This window comes from Pseudoalteromonas sp. TAE56 (genome assembly GCF_000497955.1).
GTDB lineage: Bacteria > Pseudomonadota > Gammaproteobacteria > Enterobacterales > Alteromonadaceae > Pseudoalteromonas.
In genome coordinates this window covers 17,879-42,295 of record NZ_AUTN01000106.1, presented here as the reverse complement: position 1 = coordinate 42,295, position 24,417 = coordinate 17,879, and the positions used below count along the sequence as shown (strand labels likewise).

21 protein-coding genes and 3 pseudogenes are annotated in these 24,417 nt (G+C 38.5%); 12 read left to right on the top strand and 12 right to left on the bottom strand.

The window, feature by feature from the left end; genetic code table 11:
* Positions 1-50: 50 nt before the first annotated feature.
* A complete protein-coding gene (locus L656_RS1000000123625) occupies positions 51-686 on the bottom strand; it encodes an N-6 DNA methylase (RefSeq protein ID WP_275041076.1) in 636 nt (211 codons plus the stop codon).
* A 147-nt stretch (positions 687-833) separates the two neighbouring features.
* Complete coding sequence (locus L656_RS0112605; protein WP_004588153.1) at positions 834-1,070, bottom strand: helix-turn-helix domain-containing protein; 237 nt, start codon at positions 1,068-1,070, stop codon at positions 834-836.
* A 100-nt stretch (positions 1,071-1,170) separates the two neighbouring features.
* Between L656_RS0112605 and L656_RS0112600 the strand changes: the two genes are divergently transcribed.
* The 3 genes from L656_RS0112600 to L656_RS0112590 all read left to right on the top strand — a co-directional run bounded on the left by L656_RS0112600 (position 1,171) and on the right by L656_RS0112590 (position 3,504).
* The gene (locus L656_RS0112600; RefSeq protein WP_004588152.1) at positions 1,171-1,695 is read left to right on the top strand and encodes a hypothetical protein; all 525 of its coding nucleotides are present in this window, start codon (positions 1,171-1,173) and stop codon (positions 1,693-1,695) included.
* On the top strand, positions 1,692-3,125 hold the full coding sequence (locus L656_RS0112595) for a DEAD/DEAH box helicase (protein ID WP_024599466.1): 1,434 nt from the start codon (positions 1,692-1,694) through the stop codon (positions 3,123-3,125). The genes L656_RS0112600 and L656_RS0112595 overlap by 4 nt, the downstream gene beginning before the upstream one ends.
* Before the next feature lie 88 nt (positions 3,126-3,213).
* Positions 3,214-3,504 (top strand): hypothetical protein, encoded by a 291-nt coding sequence (locus L656_RS0112590; RefSeq protein WP_016899339.1) that lies wholly within the window; start codon positions 3,214-3,216, stop codon positions 3,502-3,504.
* 599 nt (positions 3,505-4,103) lie between these two features.
* Here L656_RS0112590 and L656_RS0112585 read toward each other — a convergent pair.
* Positions 4,104-5,510, bottom strand: a complete 1,407-nt coding sequence (locus tag L656_RS0112585; protein ID WP_024599465.1) for a sensor histidine kinase — start codon at positions 5,508-5,510, stop codon at positions 4,104-4,106.
* Positions 5,510-6,184, bottom strand: a complete 675-nt coding sequence (locus L656_RS0112580; RefSeq protein WP_024599464.1) for a response regulator transcription factor — start codon at positions 6,182-6,184, stop codon at positions 5,510-5,512. The genes L656_RS0112585 and L656_RS0112580 overlap by 1 nt, the downstream gene beginning before the upstream one ends.
* A gap of 172 nt (positions 6,185-6,356) precedes the next feature.
* Here L656_RS0112580 and L656_RS0112575 point away from each other — a divergent pair, with 172 nt between their 5' ends.
* Genes L656_RS0112575 through L656_RS0112565 form a run of 3 tightly spaced genes read left to right on the top strand, consistent with a single transcriptional unit; the run spans position 6,357 to position 10,342 of the window.
* Positions 6,357-8,312, top strand: a complete 1,956-nt coding sequence (locus L656_RS0112575; protein WP_024599463.1) for an LTA synthase family protein — start codon at positions 6,357-6,359, stop codon at positions 8,310-8,312.
* Positions 8,313-8,314: 2 nt separating this feature from the next.
* Positions 8,315-9,943, top strand: coding sequence for a phosphoethanolamine transferase (locus L656_RS0112570; protein ID WP_024599462.1), 1,629 nt, complete (start codon positions 8,315-8,317; stop codon positions 9,941-9,943).
* Between the two features lie 12 nt (positions 9,944-9,955).
* A complete protein-coding gene (locus L656_RS0112565) occupies positions 9,956-10,342 on the top strand; it encodes a diacylglycerol kinase (protein WP_024599461.1) in 387 nt (128 codons plus the stop codon).
* Positions 10,343-10,452: 110 nt separating this feature from the next.
* Here L656_RS0112565 and L656_RS0112560 read toward each other — a convergent pair.
* Both L656_RS0112560 and L656_RS0112555 read right to left on the bottom strand, forming a co-directional pair.
* Positions 10,453-10,881, bottom strand: a pseudogene (locus L656_RS0112560) (transposase); the annotation flags it as partial.
* Between the two features lie 149 nt (positions 10,882-11,030).
* Positions 11,031-12,001: pseudogene (locus L656_RS0112555) on the bottom strand (IS3 family transposase); the annotation flags it as partial.
* Positions 12,002-12,127: 126 nt separating this feature from the next.
* Here L656_RS0112555 and L656_RS0112545 point away from each other — a divergent pair.
* Both L656_RS0112545 and L656_RS0112540 read left to right on the top strand, forming a co-directional pair.
* A complete protein-coding gene (locus L656_RS0112545; RefSeq protein WP_024599458.1) occupies positions 12,128-12,499 on the top strand; it encodes a hypothetical protein in 372 nt (123 codons plus the stop codon).
* A 120-nt stretch (positions 12,500-12,619) separates the two neighbouring features.
* On the top strand, positions 12,620-13,294 hold the full coding sequence (locus tag L656_RS0112540) for a hypothetical protein (protein ID WP_013463096.1): 675 nt from the start codon (positions 12,620-12,622) through the stop codon (positions 13,292-13,294).
* A 373-nt stretch (positions 13,295-13,667) separates the two neighbouring features.
* Here L656_RS0112540 and L656_RS1000000122610 read toward each other — a convergent pair whose 3' ends face one another.
* The gene (locus L656_RS1000000122610) at positions 13,668-14,078 is read right to left on the bottom strand and encodes a TraR/DksA family transcriptional regulator (protein ID WP_016899346.1); all 411 of its coding nucleotides are present in this window, start codon (positions 14,076-14,078) and stop codon (positions 13,668-13,670) included.
* 123 nt (positions 14,079-14,201) lie between these two features.
* On the opposite strand from L656_RS1000000122610, the gene L656_RS0112530 reads away from it, so the two are divergent.
* The 4 genes from L656_RS0112530 (at position 14,202) to tnpC (L656_RS0112515) (ending at position 17,232) form a co-directional block, all read left to right on the top strand.
* A complete protein-coding gene (locus tag L656_RS0112530; protein ID WP_008467385.1) occupies positions 14,202-14,543 on the top strand; it encodes a hypothetical protein in 342 nt (113 codons plus the stop codon).
* Positions 14,540-14,890 carry an IS66 family insertion sequence element accessory protein TnpB gene (tnpB, locus tag L656_RS0112525; protein ID WP_016899347.1) on the top strand — a complete coding sequence of 117 codons (351 nt, stop codon included), beginning with the start codon at positions 14,540-14,542 and terminating at the stop codon, positions 14,888-14,890. The genes L656_RS0112530 and tnpB overlap by 4 nt, the downstream gene beginning before the upstream one ends.
* 80 nt (positions 14,891-14,970) lie before the next feature.
* Positions 14,971-16,452 carry an IS66 family transposase gene (tnpC, locus tag L656_RS0112520; RefSeq protein WP_024599457.1) on the top strand — a complete coding sequence of 494 codons (1,482 nt, stop codon included), beginning with the start codon at positions 14,971-14,973 and terminating at the stop codon, positions 16,450-16,452.
* A gap of 39 nt (positions 16,453-16,491) precedes the next feature.
* Positions 16,492-17,232, top strand: a complete 741-nt coding sequence (gene tnpC, locus L656_RS0112515; protein ID WP_275041078.1) for an IS66 family transposase — start codon at positions 16,492-16,494, stop codon at positions 17,230-17,232.
* 173 nt (positions 17,233-17,405) lie between these two features.
* On the opposite strand, the gene L656_RS0112510 is transcribed toward tnpC (L656_RS0112515), so the two are convergent.
* The 5 genes and pseudogenes from L656_RS0112510 to L656_RS01000000122265 form a co-directional block, all read right to left on the bottom strand.
* Positions 17,406-17,783 carry a diacylglycerol kinase gene (locus L656_RS0112510; RefSeq protein WP_010554758.1) on the bottom strand — a complete coding sequence of 126 codons (378 nt, stop codon included), beginning with the start codon at positions 17,781-17,783 and terminating at the stop codon, positions 17,406-17,408.
* Positions 17,773-18,498, bottom strand: coding sequence for a phosphatase PAP2 family protein (locus tag L656_RS0112505; RefSeq protein ID WP_241763437.1), 726 nt, complete (start codon positions 18,496-18,498; stop codon positions 17,773-17,775). Before L656_RS0112505 ends, L656_RS0112510 begins: the two co-directional genes overlap by 11 nt.
* Positions 18,491-19,393 (bottom strand): cation diffusion facilitator family transporter, encoded by a 903-nt coding sequence (locus L656_RS0112500; protein WP_002962881.1) that lies wholly within the window; start codon positions 19,391-19,393, stop codon positions 18,491-18,493. The genes L656_RS0112505 and L656_RS0112500 overlap by 8 nt, the downstream gene beginning before the upstream one ends.
* Positions 19,394-21,010, bottom strand: a complete 1,617-nt coding sequence (locus L656_RS0112495) for a phosphoethanolamine transferase (protein ID WP_238142582.1) — start codon at positions 21,008-21,010, stop codon at positions 19,394-19,396. It abuts the gene before it with no gap.
* A gap of 196 nt (positions 21,011-21,206) precedes the next feature.
* Positions 21,207-24,412 (bottom strand): annotated as a pseudogene (locus tag L656_RS01000000122265) (efflux RND transporter permease subunit).
* Positions 24,413-24,417: the final 5 nt, after the last annotated feature.

The following is a 24,417-nucleotide window of genomic DNA, read 5'->3' as shown; positions in this document are numbered from 1 at the left end:
CGTAGAAGGTGTTTTCTTGCAGGATTTTTAAGTCGCTGGTTGATAGCTGCTTACGGCTTNCCTGCCGACCCTGCGGCACCGTCGTATATGGTTTCGCCTATTTGTGGCTGTAATACGTCGATCATCGCGCGAATTAATGGGCGAGGGGTGTAGTATTCGCCCCCGTTACGGCCAGCGTTGCCCATGTTTTTAATTTTTACTTCGTACAGGTGTGAAAGCTCGTGCTTTTCTTCTTGTGAGCGAAAACGCAGCTCATCCACTTTCTCTAGGGCGTCACGCAGTGAATAACCACTTTGAATTTTGTTTTTGATCTCGCTAAAGATCTCACCGATTTTATATTCAATGGTATCTGGTCGCTCGGCGCGTTGCTTAAAGCCTTTAAGGTAGGGAAATAACTCACCGTCAACAAAGTCCATTAAATCATCGCCCGTTAAGGCGTTATCGTGATCAAACTCACCAGCAGCCGTTTTAGGCGCAGCCCAAGAACTCCAGCGGTATTTCTCATCGATAATGTATTGGTAGTCTTCTGCCATCAATTCGGCTTCTTGAGACTTGGTGAATTCTAGGTCATCAAGGTATTTAAGGAACAGCATCCACGATGATTGCTCGGTGTAATCTAGCTCACTAGAGCAACCGGCATCTTTGTGAAAAATGTCGTCAATGTTTTTAAAAGTTTGTTCGAACATGTAAATTAAGTCCTTGTTAGCCAGTGAGCTTGAGGTGATTTTTACTAAAAGCAACTCACTCGCTTATTTATATTCCTGAGGTAATAGTGATTAATATACCCTAATTAATTAAAAACTTAATAATATATTAGTACCAAGTAGTTTTGGTTAGTCTAGGTCAATTTTATACTTTTGCCTTGCCGGTAGTATCTCTTCAAACTCGCAATTTAATGCGTTTACTAATTTATATAAGGTTTCGAGCTTAATATTAACATTACCTCTTTCCATTTTTCCGTAATTACCGCGCTCTATACCGACATAGGCGGCAAACCCTTCTTGCGAATAGCCTGCTTCTTTGCGTTTTTCTCGTAGCTTTTCACCAAAATGTTTAACTAAATCACTCACCTGATTTTCCTCAAGGCAAAATGATTAGATTTTCATGTTGAGGGCTTAACTACCACGCCCTATAATACCCATTATTATAAGAAGTTTATTAGGATTTACTTTGAAATTTGACCCTCTCGTAGCTCAAATTATTGTTGCACCAAATTTTGATAACTTTACAACAAGCGATGTACGCTCGGCGTACTTAGCATTAAAAAGTGATTCTTCTTTAGTACCTACAGCAGTTAGGCGAAGTATATATGCCGAATTGGTCAAGCTTGTTAAAAAAGGCTGGCTGAAAAAGGTGGTATCAAATAAAAAAGGATTTACGCGATTCAATAAAACTGAGAGCTTTAACGTTGAGACAATTACTCACTTAGCTAGTGCCATACCTATTGCAACTACAGAGAAGGCGGATGATAAATACGCGCTGTTACTTAGTAAGTTAAATCATTACAAAGCCGAGCTATTATTGAATATGGGTGAATCTGAGGCATATAAAGAGCTTTATTTGGAGTCACCCGAATTAGTAGATGAACTTCAGCCACAATATAACAAAGCCAGAGACAACAACACCAGAATACTTGGCAAAATTAGAGCAATTGAAGGCTTACTGAAGCAAAACGAAGCATTAGAGAAAATATGAAACTAAGACTATGGCAAGACGAGTGTATTAATTTAGCGTTTAAACAATACCAGACCGGCAATAGCCACTTTTTAGCCTTGGCAACTCCTGGGGCGGGTAAAACCTTGATGGCCTCAGAATTAGCCGATCAATTATTAAAAAATAATATGGTCGATGTGATTATTTGTTTTTCACCGTCGTCTATTGTTTCTCAAGACTTTAAGGAAAGCTTACAGCTAAAAACGAATGAACGATTTGATGGGCTTATTGGCGCTAAAGGTAGAGCTTTAACCTATCAAAGCTTGCAGTATTTAGATGTGAACTTTTGGCGGCTATTTGAACGATATCGTGTTTTTGTAATATTTGACGAAATTCATCATTGTGCTGGCTCTAATATTGCCAATGCAAATGCATGGGGTGAGCAGATAATACTTAACATTCAAAATAAAGCACAGTATACATTAGCCTTAACAGGCACCCCTTGGCGTTCTGACGCTGCTCCTATTGTTCTTTCATCGTATCAGCAACCTAACAATAAAATAGCGTGTGACTACGTTTACGGGCTTTCTGAGGCTATTGGAGATAATGTTTGTCGGGTTCCACAAATAGTAGCTGTTGATAATAGCCGCATTACAGTTGTAGATGACGCTGAAACCAAAACATTTAACTGCTTTAAAGCGTTATTAAACGACTCTGGCGTTTCTTATCAAGAAGTTATTGAAAATGAAGCCGTAATAAAATACATGATTTCTTCAGCTCAAAAAAAGCTGACTTCTATAAGATTGAAAAACCTCGATGCAGCGGGGTTGATTGTTGCATCTTCTGTTGAGCATGCCCATCAAATCTCTATGTTAATGCGAACTCACTTTGACGAGGATAGCACTGTTGTAACCTACCGAGAAAATGAACCTACAAGTATTATTCAGCAGTTTAGGTATGCACAAACTAAGTGGATTATTTCTGTTGGTATGATTAGCGAAGGTACAAACATCCCTCGTTTGCAGGTTTGCTGCCACCTTACAAACATAAAAACAGAAATGCATTTTAGGCAAATATTGGGCCGTATTCTGAGGGTAACAAACTCTAAAAACCAAGAAGCTATTATGTACATGCCCGCCGAAACTAAGCTTTTAGAGTATGCGTATAGAGTTAAACAAGATGTTCCATTTGAAGCTGATGTAGTTAAATTTGAAAAGATTGAAACTCCTGCTGGAGAAAACACCGCAGATACAGACTCAAGCGATATTACTTTTAATAAACAAAGTAAAAAACCTTCCAAAGCTCAGTTTGATTTTGATAACTTTGCTGACTTTTTTGATCAGCCAGTTATGAGCAATAGGCCTGAAGCGACAGAGGAGCATTTTTTAACCGGTGCTTATGAACGAATAATTAATATATCAGGCCGCTTTCAGCAAGAGGCTATTGCTTTAGGGTTAAGTGAATTGCGGTAAATACGCTAGAATTTACCTCAAGTAGATCTCTACAGACAACATCGATTTCAGTTACACGAGGAAATATAACTAAATTTAAGGTGTTGCTATGTATAGCTTCTCTGAAATTCATAAAAAAATAGACTTTATAGAGATTTTAACCAATAGAAAGATCAGTGAAAAATCAAGTTACCTAGAGCAAATTAACTTTATACATCAAAGTGTAAATATAAAAAATGCTGAGCGTTTAAGGATAGAGTTAGGTTGGGGTATACGAGCATTTTCTTCAGCTATTAGAACCAGCAATAGCTCATATGTACGCTATAAAAAAGAATTAAAGCCTTTAAATACCACTTTAAGTGAAAATGCATTTGAACTTGCAAAAGCCTGGAGCCTGTAACGGATTCTGTGTAACTGCCCGTTTTTACATTTTAAATATGCTTGCTGAGTCGTTCCTCAAATTCGACTCTAAAAAACCTTTAACATTTATAGGCATTATAGCTGGCCGTGAATTAATTAAAAATACTGTAAACAGACTCAAGTATGGCTATAACGCCTAAAAATAAAGTGCCTTAGGGCGTAAGCTGGTTGCAATATCTGAAGCCAAGATCTGTACCTTTGGTTAATTTACCAAGAGATTATCACTTTAGAGATTAATAAGTTGATTTGAGGTTATTAATGGCTCAATTTTCTCTGATAGTCGCATTTGTGCCATGAGCAGTCATTCATGATCAACTCGTTTCTGCCCCTTTATGAGTTAACGCAAATACCCTATAGGTCGGCTTTGAGCGATAAGCGGTCGGTCGGGTAAACTCGTTTTTGGACAAAAACGAGTTAGAGCCGGAGGGCGGATCTGTAAAATGTATAGTGATAACAACATCCTGCTAAGCCGCAGAAACGGAGTTGATTGTTTGATAGCTACCAGTACAATTAAGTATTTAGGAGCCTCATCACATAATTGCATTCCCCAGCCTTTATTTCTATGTAGGGCTAAATAAACTAATCAGTGTTTAAGGCTAAAGAGAATGTGATTTTTCTGTCACTAACTTCTGCACTTAATTGCGCATCAATTGCTTTACTAAGCGTTTTAGCGATTGATAACCCCAATCCAAAGTTATCATTCGATGTTCTTGAAGTGTCTTTTTGCCATAAAGGGTCAAATAATTGGTCTATATCATTATCACTCAAAGGTTCAATAAGGGAGTTAGTAACTGACAAAAATAAAAGTTTTTCTTTTGAAATCATTGTCGAAACTAAAATTTTTGAATTTAGTGGGCTGTATTGTTTAGCGTTGTTAACTAAATTGCTAATAATTGATTCGAGGGCAAACAAGTTGCTTATAATTGCTGGTGCATTCTCATTCAACTCCAAATTTACACGCGATAAATTAGTGTTTTCTAAGACTCTGGTAATGACTTGATTTAAATCACAAGCATCTTGTTTGATTAGCTTACCATTACTGTATTTATGTAATAGCAATAAGTTCGACACGATATTTTTAAGCCGTAAACTTATTTTCAACGCTTCAGGCTTAAAATCCTCATTGAGCTCAATCTCATTTGGAAACCTGATAGCAACTTCTGCCATATTTATAAGTTCGGCAATGGGCGTTTTTATTTCATGGGCAATATCGGATGTAAGTCGCTTTTCCCTTAGGTAAAGTTGTCTATTCTCTTTAATAAAAGCATTTAAGCTTTCAACAATAGGCAAGAGCTCTTTAACTGGATCTTGTATAAATATCTGTGAGCCTTCACTGGTAATACTTAACTGACTGATATCTTGGTTGAGTTTAATTAATGGCGCAAGTGATGTATCTATCGCCTTCCTGACAAATAATCGAATAAATACAATAACTGTAATTATGGTGACTATAAAAATAACGTCAATCAACCAAAGTACAAAATCAACTTCCTCAGAAGACGCTGCATAAGCTAAAGTCAGTGGCTCATCATTTGTTTTTTTATATGTGTCTACTGATATATTGTCTTTTTCTTGTGGTATAAAACGACTATAAAACACCCGACCATCTCGGCCATCAGATAATTGTATAGGGAGTATTTTTGACTCGCCAATTTCTAAGCTTTCATATGGTAGGTTTTTAACTTCAAATAAATCTAAACTTTTTGAGCGGGTAAAAACACTTTCTTTGCTCCATAATTGAAAGTACTCAGGCTCTATTTCCCCTTCGAACTCGGGCAAAAACTCACTAGAAAAGTGAAACGAAAAACCTTCATTAGTTTTATGTACTAAGGTCATTAACATACCTGCTTTGGATTGCAGGCTGCGATCAAACTCATTATCTATCCAACTATCAACAGCAATGTCGGTTGCCAACAAAATGCATAAAACAAAGCTAGTTATAGTTACCGAAAGTGTAACAACTAATCTACTGCGAATAGATTTCATTATTGTCCTTGTACAATATAACCAAAACCACGTTTGGTCTGAATTGGCAGCTCCCCTCCTGCAACTCTTACTTTTTTGCGAGCAGATGATAAATGGGCTTCAATCGAGTTCTTTGATATCAAATCATATTGCCCTGCAAGGTAGGTACTTAGCTTTTCTGCACTAAACACTTTATTTTGATTGCTAAATAAACATTCGACAATTTTGTACTCGTTGGGTGTTAAGTCGATAACATTGTCAGCAACTTTTAGCAGTTTTAACTGTAAATTCAGTGCTAAATTATCAATAGTTATGATATCACTCATCATCTTCAATCCTCCACGGCGCATTAAATTTAGCAGTCGAGCGTGGAGCTCATCAAATGAAAAGGGTTTAGTCAGATAATCATCCGCTCCTGTTAAAAGCCCTAAAACACGGTCTTCAGGTTCTTGCATAGCTGACAAAATTAAGACTTTAGAATCAAGCTGTTTGGTTCTTATGGTTTGCAATAAAGTAATACCATCGATACTCGGTAACATAATATCAAGTATTATAAGCTCATACTCACCTGTCATCGCCATACTCAGCCCTTGTGCACCATCACCGGTGTCATCAACCGCAAAGCCTAGATTTGCTAAGCCAATTCGTAAACTACGCCTTAGTGACGCTGAATCTTCAATTATTAATAACTTCATGTGTTACTCATTCACCTGAAATGCATCTTCATCATTAGGTTACGCCATATAGCTTAAGTTTTACTTAAGACTTGCTTAAGTTTCCATAGTTTAGCCAATATTAAGTTTAGACTCAGGATTTCTTAAGTTTCGGTTTTTAGTATTGCTGCAATTATTAAGATCGAGCACAACTATGACAGCAAATACTTCCGTTTTAAAACCCTTGTTGCGTTTTACTATTATATTGATATCAATCTTTATAACTTCCCGCATTGCTTTATTGTTTTGGCAACATTCAAGATTAAATGATGGTGATATTTGGCCGATCATATCAGGAGCAATCAGAATAGACTTAAGTAGCATTGGATACTTAGCAACTATTGGGGTTTTTATACTGATACTACATGTAGTTGCACGCCCTAAAACAGAGCTTTTCCAGCGTATTTTTACACTTTACGGTAGCTGCGTTGTAACTGTAGTTGTTATTGTTGAAGCATCAACACCTGCATTCATCAATCAATATGATGTAAGGCCTAACCGATTATATATTGAATACCTTGATTACCCACAAGAAGTCTTCTCAATGTTAGTGCATGGCCATCTTTTTGCAATGTTAAGTACATTGCTTTTGGCCTCGTTAACAAGCGTTTATAGCTATCGCCTTTTATGCAGAGCATTCACACAACCACCGTCACTGAAAAAAGCATCCAATTTACCCATTCTAATGGCTGCTTTAATAATCTGCTTATTTGCTGCTAGAGGTACATTAAATCACCGACCGCTTAACCCTGCATTAGTCTATTTTTCTCAAGATTCACTAGTAAACTCACTTGTTCTTAACTCCACTTACAGTGTTGCGTTTGCGCTGAAAAACATGGGTAACGAAAAAAGTGCCAGTAATTTGTATGGCACAATGCTTCGTCAACAAATTATAGATACGGTCAAAAAGGCTTCTTATCGAAAACAGTTTGTCGTTGGAAATATTCCAACCTTGGCGCACAACAAGCCTTTTGTGTCTGGTGTTAAAAAAAACTTAGTTATAATACTTGAGGAAAGTTTAGGTGCCCGATTTGTTGGAGAACTTGGTGGGTTAGATATTACGCCCGAACTTGATAAGCTATATCAACAAGGGTGGGGGTTTGACAACCTTTATGCTACGGGCACGCGCTCCGTAAGAGGTATTGAAGCAATTACTACAGGTTTTACACCATCACCATCTCGCTCAGTAGTTAAACTATCTAAATCGCAGCATAACTTTTTTTCACTAGCGGATGTATTCAGTCAAGAAGGTTACAAAACACAGTTTATCTACGGCGGTGAAAGCCATTTTGACAATATGAAAAGCTTTTTTCTAGGAAACGGGTTTAACGATATTGTTGACATCAACCATATTGATAATCCCCAATTTATCTCCTCTTGGGGGGTAAGTGATGAGGACTTATTCAATCAAGCAGATAAAGAACTGACTAAATTAAGTAATTCGACAGAGCCATTTTTTAGTCTTGTATTTACTTCTAGTAATCACGATCCGTTTGATATACCACAAGGCAAAGTATCGCTACCCAAAGGACATAACCCTGAAAACTATAAGCGTGATCTTGCAATTAAGTATGCCGATTACGCACTAGGTAAATTTATAAATAAAGCAAAAACACGGTCGTACTGGGAAAACACCGTATTTTTGGTTGTAGCAGACCATGATGTGCGTGTTTTTGGCTCTGAACCTGTCCCTTTGAAGTCTTTTCATATACCAGCTGTTATTTTAAACAGCGATATGAAAAGTAAACGCGATCCAAGACTCGTTAGTCAAATTGATCTACCTGTTACTTTGATGTCACTTTTAGGAATTGACCAAGCAACCCCTATGCTGGGCTTTGATCTGACTAAAAGTTATCCAGTTGAACGCGCAATGATGCAGTACTACGACAATTTTGCATACCTAGAAAATGATCGCGCTGTCATCCTAATGCCAAATCAACAAACCAGCTATTGGCGCTATAACAAACAAACCAAAATACAAGAAAAAAATGAACAGCTAAACGTTGATCAAACGTTGGCTGAAAAAGCACTAGCTCATGTGTTATTTAGCAACTTAGCTTACACCGAGCAGCTTTATCGTTTAGCTGATAAAAGTAGTGATAAGGAATAACTATGAAAATTGCTTTTAAAAGATTTTGTATTTCGTCTTGGCAAGTAAGTTACAGCCAATTTGTTTGCTTAGTTTCAATGTATATCGTTATCGCATTTAATGGCTTGTTTTTATACAATACTTTTATGGCTGCAACACAGTCAGGGCATATAAATTGGCTTTTTATCGCGTCGGTCCCTTTATTGCTTTTCTCATTGACTGTTTTAGTTTTAAGTTGGTTGTCCTTAATTACTTTTGTTAAAGCTATACTTCTATTTAGTGTTTTAGTTTGCTCATTGTTGTTTTATTCAACACTTAATTATGGCGTTATTTTTGACAAGAGCATGTTACAAAATATTGTTGAAACAAATTCAGGTGAAGCATTTTCATACTTGAACTTTCAGCTTGTGTTATTTATTTTTTTATTGGGGATTGTACCTACTTACTTATTTTCCAAGTTCACAATTATTGGGAGTTTTAGAGTTCGTTTAAAAAGTTTTACGAAGCTAAATCTATCAGCTTTGCTCTGTTGTGCCTTAATCGCTGTACCCTTTTATAAAGAGTACGCTTCTGTTGGCCGCAACAACCGACAGCTAACAAGTTATATCACCCCGTTTGCATTCTATACAGCAAGTTATAAATACCTGAGGGATAATTACTTTTATCCACCATTACCTTTCAAGGTACTCGATAACTTGCCCACTTTAAAAAATAAAACGAGCACCTCGCTAACTGTAATGGTTGTCGGGGAAACAGCTCGGGCGGCTAACTTTTCACTACAAGGCTATAGTAGAGCAACGAATACTTATACTCCCAAGTTAGGCGTAAAGTATTTTAGTGATGTTTCATCGTGTGGAACGGCAACGGCTATTTCAGTCCCCTGTATGTTTTCACGACTGAACCGCAAAGAATATGATTCTCGGCTTGCTAGTAGTCAAGAAAATGCTCTAGACATTATTCAGCGTAGTGGTGTTGAAGTAACATGGATTGATAATAACAGCAGCTGTAAAGGAGTGTGTGCTCGCATCAAATCAGACAACATTGAGCCGAATAAAGAACATCCGTTATGTGATGGTCATTACTGTTTTGATGAAATATTAGTTACGAAACTAGCAGACAAGATAGCGACTAGTAACGCTAAACATAAATTGGTTGTTCTACATATGATAGGTTCACATGGACCAACTTATTATCGTCGTTATCCTGAACACGAAAGTTTGTTTAAACCTGATTGCTCTCGAAGCGATATTCAGAACTGTAGTACAACTGAACTAACAAACACATATGATAATACTATCGCATACACAGATAAGGTGTTAAGCCAGTTGATAAAAGTATTACAAGCAAGTAACGAAACAAAGAAGTCACTCCTATATGTGTCAGATCACGGTGAGTCACTTGGTGAGAAAGGTTTATACCTTCACGGGTTTCCATATGCATTAGCACCAAGCGAGCAAACCCATATTCCAATGATTTTTTGGAGTAATAAACTCGCTAACTCTAAATTTAATCATTGTATTGAGTTACAACGCTCAAAAGTATTTTCACACGACAATATTTTTGACACTTTACTTGGCTTAACTCAAGTAAGCAGCAGTCAATACCAACCTGAATACGATATTTTTAACGCCTGTAAGGCCCTAAGTCTATAAAGAGAGTTTCCAATGCAATTTGATAGTGCAAATAAGCCGTCAGGTATTAATCGAGTAGTTTTAGCTTTTAAAAATTCACAGCGTGCATTTAAATGGCTTGCTAAAAATGAAGCTGCTTTTAAACAAGAGCTTTTTTTACTCGCTTTATCGCTAATTATTATTTCGATTTGGCAGATAGGTATTTACGAAAAGGTCATGCTACTAATCTCTGTTTTATTTGTGATATTCGCAGAGGTTGTTAATACAGCAATAGAAGCAACAATAGACAGAGTTGGCTTAGAGATTCATCCATTGTCAGGTCTCGCTAAAGATTTAGGCTCCGCAGCAGTATTAATTGCGCTATTGATAAGTTCATTCGTCTGGATTTCTGTATTTATAAGCTATATTGGTTATTTTTAAAATTTATCCAATCTCAATGATCGCTTATCGCTCATTTGCGACCGTCGCCTAAACTCGTTTTGGGGCAGAAACGGGTTACGCTTGAATGTCCGCTTCACGCCCTGAGGCACTCAACAAGCTTTTTCTACCACTAAAAGAGGAGAACCTTTCTCTTTTAGTGCTTTTAAATATTTTGATTCATCATAAGCTTTTCCTGTTTTCCAGCACCTAAATAAGATCCTTACCCATTTATAGGCCAACGCTCTTACTGCCGATTGGTGTGAATTACCTTTCGCTTTTTGCTGTGCGTAATAAATGCCCGCCCAATAAGATTGCCCTACGCTTTTGGAAGCCCACTCTATAAAGCTCTGACGGACAAATTTAGAACATTGCCAGCGCCAATGTACCCAGCTTTTTTGACCACTACGCTCTGTAACTGGCGATAAGCCTGCATAGTTTTGTATTTCTTGTGCGCTACTAAAACGAGATTTATCTTCCCCTAAAGTAGCTAAAAGCCTAGGAGCAAGGCAAGGGCCTGTGCCGGGAAGTGAAGTAAATATTGAGGCGTCATCCATACTGGTAAAAATTGAGTTTATTTGTGAGTCATACTCTCGAATATTGTTAATTAATACCAACATCTGTTTAGCCAATGCGATGACAAACGTTTGATAAGGTATAATTAAAGATTCGTCGGGTAATCCCCCCATTTTTAATGGAGGCTGGCAGTAGAATTTCCGTTGTTTAATTTTTCCAGCTTTTGTATTGGTGTTATACCACCTAACCCCATGTTAGGGCGTTCATTATTATAAGTCCATAGCCAATCAGTCGCTATGTCTTGTAACTCACTAATATCACTATAAATATAATGACTCAGCCAGTCGTAACGAACCGTTCGGTTGAAGCGCTCTATATAGGCATTTTGCTGCGGGTTACCGGGTTGAATAAACCGTAATTCGATATCATTATTTAACGCCCATTGCGCTAGTTGCTTGCTAATATATTCAGGGCCATTATCACATCTGATAGCTTTGGGTTTACCACGCCACTCTATAATTTGATTTAACGAGCGGATCACACGTTCAGCAGGCAGTGATAAATCAGCGTCAATAGTCAGCCCTTCACGATTAAAGTCATCAATGACATTAAACAATCGACACGCTCTGCCATCCGCTAATTGGTCATGCATAAAATCCATTGACCAACATTCATTGATGGTTTCTGGTACTGCCAATGGCTCAGGCTTATCTCTATTTAAGCGTTTCCTTGGCTTGATCCGCAAATTTAACTCAAGATCACGGTAAATGCGGTAAACTTGCTTGTGATTCCACTTGTGCTTTTTTACATTACGCAAATATAAAAAACATAATCCAAAACCCCAGCTTCGCTTTGACTCAGTCAAATCGAGTAACAGCTCTGCTATTTTTAGATTTTCATTTCTTAATATCGGTGTATAGCGATAACACGTTTCACTTATCATAAAAGTACGGCAAGCTAAGGCAATACTCATTTTATTTGTGCTAACGACTTCATGTGCCAATACTTTACGCTCAGAAGCCGTTACCACTTTTTTGCCATAGCCTCTTGAATGACCTCAGATTTGAGCCGCTCTTCAGCATACATTTTCTTTAAACGGCGGTTTTCATCTTCAAGCTCTTTCATGCGCGTCATTAAAGACGCATCCTGTAGTGGTACAGTGATTTTGGCCACCCATTAAGAAAGAATTCTTTCAATGCAATCAGTGCTGATACTTCGGTTACAGAGTCATCTTCGATTCAAGTACAAGAGCAACATGATCAAGTTGCATCATTGAATTCTATTCTTGATTTTGAAGAAGCAGCTAAAAATGAGCAAACAACCAGTGAATATGAACGTTGTAGCCCTACAATTTACACTAGATACACTAGTCTTAAATTGGAGCAGACTCGAACTATTGCAAGCTTTACTTATGATGGTGGTAATTGCCGTAGATACGGTTTTGCAATTTTAAGAAACTATGACGGACATGATTTCAAAGTGACTTTGGTTGATAGCAATGGAGATAGAGTTGCTGGCGGATATAGCGTAGCAGTTTCCACTTCTATCTTTAATGCAGGCACTTATTATTGGGAAGTTGAAAATAAAACAACAACTGGATCTACTTATGGTGGAATTACTTATGAAGTAAGATCTGGTGGCTAGTTAAACTTTCTATTAACGACTCAGCCCTATGAGTCGTTAATAGAAAACAATCTAAAATAAAAGCTTAAGTTTTATAAAATTATGTCGATAAAAGAAAACGACATATGAAAAAGGATTTTTATGAAAATCAGCACCAATCTACTACCTACTCTATTTGAAAGTAAAATATCTATTTTTACAAACAGTGATGATGAAAAAATAAAAAGCTTTTCTACTAAAACAAGCGAAAGTGGCTTAAAAATTAATATAAACACAACTCACCTTGATCCTAAAGTTAAAGAAAAAAAAGACAATAATGCTTTTGATTCATCATTAATTGAGGGAAGTGCATATGAAAAAGTATTTAAAAAAGAAGAGCTCAACTTTTCTAATATGAGTATAAAAGAACTTCATAGTATTGTTAAAAATGTGAATGAAATGGAACGAGAATACACACAAAAATACGATAGTGATGAACCAGTTAGATTAGGTAAGTCAGGAAACCCCATAATATCCAAAAAAAGAGAAGATATGAATAGTTTAGAGTCTAAACTTAGGATCCTTTCTTATGGTGGAGGGGATGTAGATCCTGATAAAAAAATTAATGTTATGGAGTATTTTTCTAATAGTTCAGAGAAATTAGATGGACTTGCTAAAGAATATCCTGAACGTCAGACTTATCAAGTAAGAGCCTCTTACATGAAAGAAATAATTAATACGTTTGATAAATTTATATCAGACGATACTTTTGATTTATATCAAGAAAAGGCTGCTTTATTGTTAACCGACAAAAAGAAAGTCGATGTTTTTATTTGAAAAAAGCCTAGAACATAGCAAAACAGCTAACAGCTTATTGAACACCATTTTGGTGGTTTATAACACACCGAAACGGCGTATATTACATACCCTGATAATTTCACCAATAATTACCTTTGTAAACAAGTAATTAAAACAGCTAGGAATTAAGCATGTTATTTTGCCCCAAAACGGCGTTTAATAATGTTATTGGACAAAATTAGATTTCTACTTAAAACACAGGAATAAATTTAACTTTTTCAGTGTCCGGTTATCGCTCAAAGCCGACCTATAGAATAATTGCTTTAACACGTTTTGGGGCAAAAGCTTGTTAGAACAAAAGGCAGACTGCGACAAATAGCATCGAAAAGTTTCGAACTTTATTGTCATGGTTTTAGTATTTATTGTCGAGTTTCATAATTATTGTCCTCCGACACTTATATCTATTTTGAACTTCAATTATAGATTGGCAATCACAGCAGTTTTCTGCCGTTGGCACTGTTACTAATCTTTTAAACTGAATTTCAATACCGCATGTTTCACAATACCCGTATTCGCCAGGTTCTTTTTGAAGCCTAAATTTAACTCGTTGCAATGCCTTCAGCTGCAGACCTTTTCTATAACGTGAAATGTATTGTTGCTTACGCTCTTCTTCTAGTGCCGCTCGATCTAAAATATCTGCAAGTACATTGCTTTCAACATTCTTATTTATTGGTTCATTCAGAGCATTCTTAAGCATAGAAATTTCATCATTAACTTGGTTTATTATATGCCCTAATTGGTCTGTTTTTAAAAATTCATGCATTCCTTATATCCTATACTAAACATCAAAAAGGTATTTAAACTGTAAGCGTCTAGCGAACCACACCTAGCATCGATGTTCTGATTATCTAAAAATACCTGCTCAATGATAAATTCGGAGCAGGTGATGAAAACTTACAGAACAAGCGCACAGTGGCAGCAGCTTTTGCTGAAACGCAGTACGTTTAGTGGTACTAATATTGAATTCTGCCAACACCATAATGTCGCTATTACGACTTATTATAAACAACGTGCTTTACTGGCAAAAGACCAGCCTAATTCCACCTTGCCAGTGCACACGCAGTGCCTTACATCATCACGTTTTGTCCAGGTAAAACAAACTACTGAAGTCTGCGCGCAAACTCGTCAAAATACGCTGCAGTTTGATACGCTAACCGGCCAACTCACGTTTCCTATCGATTTAGCGACGGCCGATATCGTTGCCATTATTAAAGGGCTAACGGTATGAGGATGTTCGTTGATGTACCCACCGTCTATTTATGTGCCGATGCCGTTGATTTTCGAAAATCAATTAATGGTCTGGGGGCGTTGGTGGAAGCAGAGCTTGAACTACCCGTGCTCAGTGGTGCGCTATTTGTGTTTTGTAATAAAGGCCGTGACAAACTCAAACTGCTTTACTGGGATAACACCGGTTTTGCACTGTGGTATAAGCGATTAGATAAGCATAAGTTCAAATGGCCCAAACTCATGTCACCCACCATGACCTTAAGCGAGCAGCAATTACACTGGTTATTATCGGGTTATGATGTGATTGGACACAGTAAAATTGATGTCGCAGGTAAGCAAATGCTTTAATATTTGCGATCGATTGATGATCATCAAAGTGAGTTCAGTTAGCACTGCAAAGCCTTTGATGATGCCTTAAAATAGGCGTCATGAAAAATGAACTCGCCCTTAAACAGCGCATTGCTGAACTTGAAAAACTGTTAGCGCAGAAGGATGCCCAGATTGCGGCATTGGAAGAGCGCTGGAACTTGGCCCAACAAAAACAATTCGGCAAAAGTGCTGAAGGCTTTGCCGGGCAAGGCGAGTTATTCAATGAAGTGGAAGAAATTGTTGAGGAAGTTGAGGCAGAGCAACAATCCATTAGCTATACCCGTAAAAAGCCGGTGCGTAAGCCACTGCCAAAAGACTTACCTCGTGAGCAGGTTATTCACGACATCATCGACAAAACCTGTGATTGCTTTGGCGGTGAGCTACATAAAATGGGTGAAGATAAGTCAGAAAAGCTTGAGTTCATACCCGCTAAAATCAAAGTGATTGAGCATATTAGGCCTAAATACGCCTGCCGTCACTGTGATAAATCCTCAACTCAGACACAGATTAAACAAGCCTCAATGCCTGCCATGCCCATCAACAAAGGCATTGCAACCAGCAGTTTGCTCAGTCAGCTTATCACCAGTAAATACCAATACGGGTTACCGCTGTATCGCCAGGAAGCGATGTTTAAGCAATACGGTATTGAACTCAGTCGACAGACCATGAGCAGCTGGATAGACAAATCAGCCACACTCTTCGCGCCATTAGTTGAACGGCTTAAAGCCGAGCTGTTAAAGCAACCCACGCTGTTTGCCGATGAAACGCCATTAAAGGTGGTGAAATCGGACAAAGTAAACAGTTACATGTGGGTGTATTGCTCGGGTCGAGATTCACCAGACCCGAATAATCCTATCCCTAATATCGTACTTTACGACTTCCACAATAGTCGCGCGGCCGCCTGCGTGGTCAATTATCTTGATGGATATCAAGGGTACTTGCACGTGGATGGCTATCAAGCCTATGCCAGAACAGAGGCAACCTTAATCGGCTGCTGGGCGCATGCTCGTCGTAAATTTATCGACGCGAAAAAGCTACAAGGTAAAAACAAAACCGGCAAAGCGGATGTGGTATTGAGCCTTATCCAAAAACTGTACGGCGTTGAGTCACGCATCAAAGATAAAAGTGTGGATGACAAATATACGGCAAGACAAGAGGTTAGCCTGCCTATTCTTAGCAAGCTAAGAATATGGCTTGAGCAGGATCAGCCAAATTTAGTGGGGAACAGCAAACTGATAGAGGCAGCTAATTACCTGGCAAATCAATGGCACAAGCTCATACGCTATGTTGATGATGGCCGACTTAGCATCGATAATAATAGAGCAGAACGCGCGGTAAAACCGTTTGTGATAGGCCGAAAGAATTGGTTATTTAGCCAAACGGCTAACGGTGCCCATGCTAGTGCCACCCTTTACAGCATTGTGGAAACCGCCAAGATAAATGGTCTAATCCCATTTAATTACATCTGTGCTTGCCTTGATGAACTGTGCCAGCCTGAGCCCGATATCGACAGCTTGTTACCCTGGAATTTTAAAACATAGGTGTAGTTCGCTAGACGCTCACCTTAATTGCGGTGATTTATAGGCGATGAAACCTCGTTAAACGTTATTAACGCAGAGAAAGCGACCAGCTATATGTGGCTGTACTGTTGTGGCGATGATAAGCCGGGTAAAGACACTAATATTGTCCTGTTTGATTATCATAATAGTCGCGCGGCCCACTGTGTAGTTGGTTTTCTTGACGGTTATCAAGGCTACATGCACGTTGACGGCTACAAAGCATACGAGCAAACGAAGGCAACACTGGTTGCGTGCTTAGCTCATATACGCCGTAAGTTCATCGAGGCCAAAGGCAATAATAAAAAAACCGTTAAAGCGGATGTAGCACTTAACCTTATTCGCAAACTCTATGGTATTGAGCAAGCCATCAAAGGTAAATCGGTCAGTGAAAAATTCACCGTTAGGCAGCAAAAAGCCAAACCAATCGTTGATGAATTGTATCAATGGTTACTCAAACACAAAGATAAAATCCCTCCCCAAATGGCGCTAGGGAAAGCAATTACCTATGCGATAAACCAGTTTGAGAAATTCAGGCGTTACCTCGATGATGGCAGGCTCAGTATTGATAATAACCGAGCAGANTGGCTGTTCTCAAATACCAGTAATGGCGCGCATGCCAGCGCCATACTCTATAGTCTTGTTGAAACCGCAAAGGCAAATGATCTTGTAGTGCATGACTACATCTCAATGTGCTTGCAACATATTGCAGAGCAGCCAAGTAACCTTGAGCCACTGCTACCTTGGAATATTAAGCAAGGCTAGGTGTCGTTAGCTATACGCTTACAGCAGAAGTTACTATTTGAGTGTTTTGGCTAAAAATGTTTGTATTTTTTGATCTATAGCGGACATGGCTGAAAATATTCTTAATTGTCTAACATAGAGTATTAGATTAAATATATTTTTGAATTATTATACATTCTAATAACATTTACACTTCATAAGCTCAAGTGCTGAATAAATACACCAGCCCATATTAAAGTTGCGATGATAACGCTCACCATCACAGCCAAAGAGCCTAAGTCTTTCGCTAAACCTGACAGCGGATGAATTTCCGCGCCAATTCTATCGACTACTGCCTCAATAGCGGTATTGAAGATTTCTGCCAACAATACGAATAATAAAGCGCACCAAAGAATCACGTACTCAAAAAGTGAAAATGGAAAGAATAAACAGCCCACAACGAGAAGAACTGACAGCCAGAATTCTTGTTTAAACGCTGCTTCATTTGCTATCAGCCATTTAAACGCTCTGAGTGAATGCCCCGCTGCTAGGTATATTCGTTTTATTCCCGTCGGCTTTTGCTTAGTACCCATTGATTGGCTCCTGTTGGCTATTCTTAGCATTAGGTTTGGAATTAGGAAAGTGTAAGGTACGAAACACTACCGCGGCTATCAAACAAATGATTAACCATGACAACGTCATCGTTGTTAGTGTGTGACTTAAAAAATGGTCACCTATCGCCATCTTATAACTCCCCATAATCCAGCCAGTAGAAACAGCAAACGCTATCGCAATACATTGGTATTTCGGACGATAAAACAAAAAGAATAATGACATTAAGGCAAAACCACCGCTGGCATGACCCGCAGGAAAGCACTTGTACTTTTTAGTTGACTCAAACGATTCAGGCATTAATTCAAACGCCTTAACATAAGGGACATCGCCGCCATATAGTTCAAGCTGCGCAGGACAAGCACCATTGGTTGTTGCTTTTAAACCGCCGATGACTGACGGCACTAACATCAAAGAGAAAATAACCACTAATAATCGCTTTTGAAAGTGCTTAGAGTACTTGCGTCTACAAGCGATAACGTAAAAAGCAATGAGCGACAGTGCCAACAAAATAATGCTGTATTTAGGCAACAAGTAAAAAATAAAACGATAAGGCTCTTCATATTTATCAATTAACCACGTTTGGTTGGATGCATTGAATAACAAATTTTGAAGCCAAATATCGCTATTTGTTGTTTCAAATAAAAAAGCAATAAGCGTTAATGCATACATTGAATAAAGCAGGTGTTTACTCAAGTTCAAAACAATTCTCCATTTGCAAGGTGTTCCCTACTACCACTTCTATGGTCGAGTGGTGAATACCGTATTGAGCTGCGAGCAAATCTTTAATTGGCTTAAGATCTTGGAATTGTTCCATCGTTTTTAAGTTAACACTGGTTTCTAAATACACTTCGCTATCATCTAATTGCCACACATGAATGTGTCTTACTTTTTCAACATTCTCCATTGATTCGATATCCTTACAAATCTTATCGATATCGATATCAACGGGGACCGCTTGCATTAAAATACGAATACTTTGCTTAGCTAAAATAATACCGTGGTACACCACATAAACCGAGATAAGTATGGTTGCCAATAAATCGACAACATACCATTGATATAAAATGATCAAACTACCCGCAACAATGACAACGACAGAAGCAAAGGCATCAGATAAATTATGAATAAATGCCGCTCTGAGATTCAAGTTATTCTTCGCGCCTGCTTGATAAGTCAACCACGCGGTTATGGAATCAATCACTAAGGCTATTGTCGCAATCCAAACAACAATCCAACCATCAATAGGTTGAGGGTTAAAGTACTTCTCAACTGCGGCATAAATGAGATATATACCAAGAATAATAAGGGTAGTACTGTTGATTAATGCCCCGATAATTTCAGCCCGTTTAAAACCAAAAGTCATTTGGCTATTAGCGGGTTTTCTTGCAATTTTTCTCGCAACAATCGCAATAACGATAGCGCCTGCATCACTGAGGTTATGAAGCGCATCAGCAATCAAGGATAAACTACCTGATAAAACCCCGCCGATAACTTGGGCCACAGTAAGTAAAATATTGATAAATACTGCCATGCTTAATTTTCCGTCATGGTTATGTGCATGGCTGTGCGTATGGTTATTATTTGACATTTACTCTTCCTCTTGCGTAACAAATAGTGGTGATGGCGCTTTTTCAGGCAATGACATATCTGTGCTGATATTTAACGCATGTAGTAAAGAAAAAGAAAAAGCATCGTGAGAACTTTCTTTTTTACTTTGTTTGACCGTACTTTCCATATCAACGTGTGATGAAGAGCCGAACCAAGCAATTAAAGGTACATGAGTCTGTTCTTCAGGCGCCAGCATGTAAGGCATACCATGTAAGTAGAGTCCGTTCTTACCTAACGATTCACCATGATCGCCAATATAAAACATGGCAGTTTCAAAGTTGGTATTGTTCTCTTCTAATAAATTAATGGTTTCATTGATAAAGTAATCGGTATAGAGAATGGCATTATCATACGCATTAACAATTTCGCTAGTTTCACAGGCGGAGAGTTCGCTTGTTTGACAGGCAGGAGTGAACTTCTCAAAGTCTTTGGGGTATCGTTTGTAATATGCCGGGCCGTGGTTGCCCATTTGATGAAGCACTATGAGTACACTACCTTCTTGATCATCAATATACCCCTGTAAACCGTCTAACATACCAATGTCACGACACTCTATATCGCACACTGAATTTAGCTCAGGTGATTTGAAATTTTGGTATTCGACACGATCTGCGACGCCTTTTGAACTAGAGTTATTGTCTCGCCAAAGGACACTTACCCCGGCTTTGGAAATAACATCTAATACGTTTTGTGTTCGCCGTGCTTTTTTATTATCAAATGACTCTCGGTTATCGAATGAAAACATACAAGGGACCGAAATCGCGGTTGATGTGCCACAAGCATAGAATTTATCAAAACTAATTAAATCATCTCTTTGAGCTAATAATGGTGTAGTTTCTCGTTTATAGCCATTTATAGAAAGATTACCCGCATGGACAGTTTCACCGACAATGACAATGTAGAGTTTTTTATGCGACTCTTTATCAATATCATTGGCAGAGTTTACTACCATTAAAAATTCGTTATTTTCTTGCTGTTCAAGCACGTCCTTGAGGAAAAATCCCGTAGAGTAAATGGGATAGATAGGATTTAAGTAAAATCTTAATGGCTTGTGTTCTCTAAAGAAATTAGTGAATTGAGCACTAAAAATATAAAGTGAAACAGTAATTACACCAAGTGCCATGATGGTATTACTTATTTGTAGCCAACAGTTTTTTGTCCATGACGATTTATCTATTTTGACCATAAAAAGGCAAGCTATAGGTACTATGGCTAACAACAAAACAGTTAAAAAATACTCAAATGACAGTAAGTCAGTTGCTTCATCGATATTCGTTTCAGCAATGTTTTGAATCATTACATTATCAATGATGGTGCCAAAGCTATCGGTATAATAACCAGCCATGGCAGATAAGAGTAAAAGACTGCTCAGTACTATTCGAACGGGAATGATAATACTGAAAAATGACACAATAATGGTTAATACACTCATTACCACAAGAGTCAGCGCGATAATAAAACCTTGATTATCTTGCCACGGGTATACCGAATTAACTTGTTCAAAAAATGTAGAATTGCCCGTCACTATAATAAATAGCACGGTGGCGATAATAAGGAGGTTTGGCGAATAATTGAAAAACGACAGCTTTTTCATCATTATTCCCTAAATTTAGGATGCAAAAATTCGAAGCTAATAAAAGCCTACTATTGAATCTCTGCATCGAGTGAAAATGACTGGCTAAGCCCTGCTTTTGACAAGAGCTTAGCTAGTAGCGATTTATAGTGCTATCAAATTAGTTACTTACTTTATTAATTTGTAAGTTAATGAGTAAGTCACTAAGTTATCTAGCGCGTTAGTCTCTAAGATCTTTGATTTTGGCTTTTGAGAACCAAGCATATAAAACCGGTAACACAAACAAGGTGAGTAACGTTGCAGTAACCAAACCGCCAACAATAACACTCGCCAGTGGTCGTTGAATTTCAGCGCCAACTCCATTGGACATCAGCATTGGAATTAAACCTAACGCAGAAGTAATGGCGGTCATTAATACTGGACGTAAACGAGATACTGCCCCATCAAAAACAGCTTTTGAGGTGTCTATACCATCTTTTACCAGCTGGTTAATGCTTTCTACCATGACTACACCATTAAGCACGGCGACACCAAACAAAGTGATAAAGCCGACTGAACTTGGCACTGACAAGTATTGACCTGAAATATACAGTGAGAAAATACCACCTATAACGGCCAAGGGTACATTCACTAAAATAAGCATCGCTTGACCAACAGAGCCAAAGGCGAAATAAAGTAGCAAGGCAATTAGTGCCAATGATAGAGGCACTACCACTGATAGTCGCTGCTGCGCACGTTGTTGGTTTTCAAATTGACCACCAATCACTACAGAATAACCTGCAGGTAAATCTACTTTGCTATCAATAACTGCACGAATGTCGCTAACAACACTTCCCATGTCTCGACCTTGAACATTGGCTTGAATTACCACGCGTCGCTGTACATCATCACGTCGCACTTGTGGTGGGCCAGATTCAAAACTGACGGTAGCAATATCGCCTAAACGTACCCAAGCACCCGTAGGTGATTGTATTCTCAGATCTGCAATAGCTTCTTGGTTATCACGGTATTTTTCTTCAATGCGAACATAAATATCATAACGTTCATTACCATTGATTATTTGGCCAGCGCTAACGCCACCGATACCGTTTTTAACCACTTCCATGACATCGCCAACTGACAAACCAAAACGTGACAATTGCTGTCTTTTCGGTTTAATCACTAACTGTGCTTCACCAGCGATTTGCTCTAAGGCTACATCTCTTGCGCCATCAATTTGTTTGATTGCCGCTTCAATTTCTTGACCTTTGCTCGCCAACATATCTAATTCTGGTCCAAACAATTTAATGGCAAGTTGCGCTTTAACTCCTGACAGTAATTCATCTACACGAGTCGCTATGGGCTGTGAAAAGTTAAGTAATAACCCTGGGAATTGCTCAAGTTTCTCTTCCATTAAACCTTGTAATTCAACGCGATTTTTGGCACTTGTCCATTCTGAAACAGGTTTTAAGCCAATGTAAATTTCGATGTTATTAACTGGTTCAGGATCACCGCCGATTTCAGCACGTCCAATTCGACTTAGGGTATATTCAACTTCGGGGAACTCCATTAACTTTTCTTCAAGAATTGGAGCAACCGACAAGGCTGTTTCTAAACTTGCTGATGGCGCTAATGTTGCTCTTAGGTTAATGGTACCCTCTTCTAATTCTGGTACAAATTCAGTCCCTATTTGAGGTATTAAAGATGCTGCACCCACAAGTAACAATAATGAAGCAATAATAACTACTTTCGTGTGTTTCATCGCGGCTTTGAGGCCTTTTCGATAAAGCTTATCTAATGGTTTTAAGACAAAGCTTTCTCTTTCTTTAACGCCTTTATTAAACATAAAGGTTGCTAAGGCTGGAACCACAAACAGTGCCACTAAAATAGCCGAAATAACCGCTAAAATAATACTGATAGCCATCGGCTGGNCTGGAACAATTTAGCTTCCACTCCTTCAAAGCTAAATAACGGTGTAAATACCACTAAAATAATAGAGGCAGCAAAAAATACCGGGCGTGCAACTTCTTTTCCTGCTTCTTTTAATCGTAGAGGAATGCCTTCTTTATCATGTTCTACATCGTGGGGATCAGCATCTGTGCCTAACGTTCTCGCTTGCGCACTTTTGTAATGTGTTGAATCAGGTCTATTAAGGTGTTTGAACATGTTTTCAACCATCACAACAGAGCCATCAACCAACATACCAATAGCAACAGCGATACCACCTAACGACATTAAGTTTGCCGATAAACCTATCCAAGACATCACCATTAAGGCGATAGCGATTGAAATAGGAATTGAAATTAACACTAAAAAGGTTGCGCGTAAGTTCATTAAAAACAGAGCAAGTACGATAGCGATAAATATAAATGCCAGCGCTAATGCTTGCACTACAGTATCAACTGCTTTAGTAATTAAATCTGCCTGATCGTAGAAAGGTTCAAAACGTACGCCTTCAGGTAGTGCTTGGTTGATCATTGGAATACGTGCACTTATACCGTCGATTGTCGCTTTAGTATTTGCGCCCATACGTTTCAATACGATACCTGAAACCACTTCACCTAAGTTTTCAATGTTACCCTGTGCATCTCTGCGCGTCATAGTAACTGCGCCTTGGCGTATTTCACTACCCAGCGAAACCTTGGCTACATCTTCGATAGTCACCACAGTACCATCAACCGTTTTAACCGGTACTTGTCTAATATCAGCTAAACCTGCTTCGCCACTATTAAACCAACCTGTGCCACGAATAACTAATTGCTCTTGTCCACGGTTCATGTACCAACCGCCAACATTGGCATTGTTGTTATCGAGTGCAGTAACAATATCGTCTTGCGTTAACTCATATGATAATAATTTACTTGGCTCAATGTTGACTTGATACTGTCTGACGTTGCCGCCAAAAGATAAGACGTCGGTAACACCATCTACCGGCATAACCAATAACTTTACTATCCAATCGTTCAAGCTCCTTAAGGTCATAGAATCATAACCAGAATCTTTATCTGCAATTAACAAATACTGAAAAACTTGACCCAAACCTGAGGTGTTAGGTCCCATTGCTGGTGTGCCCACGCCTTGCGGAATTAACTCTTTTGCCGCTTGTAAACGCTCAAATACTAACTGGCGAGCAAAGTAGATGTCTGTGCCTCCTTTAAAGACAACAGTAACACCCGATAAACCCGTTTTTGAAATAGAGCGTACTTGCTCTACATCAGGCAACGCATACATTACTGCTTCAATGGGATAGGTTATTAACTGCTCTACTTCTTCAGCGGCTAAGCCCGGTGCTTCAGTATTAACCGCTACCTGAACATTGGTTACATCAGGAAAAGCATCTAAATTTAGTTTTGGGATCACCATAACAGAGCCTGCCATAGTAGCAATTAGGGCGATAATTACTAAGAGTCGATTATTGATCGACCAATCAATCATTTTATTAAACATAATCT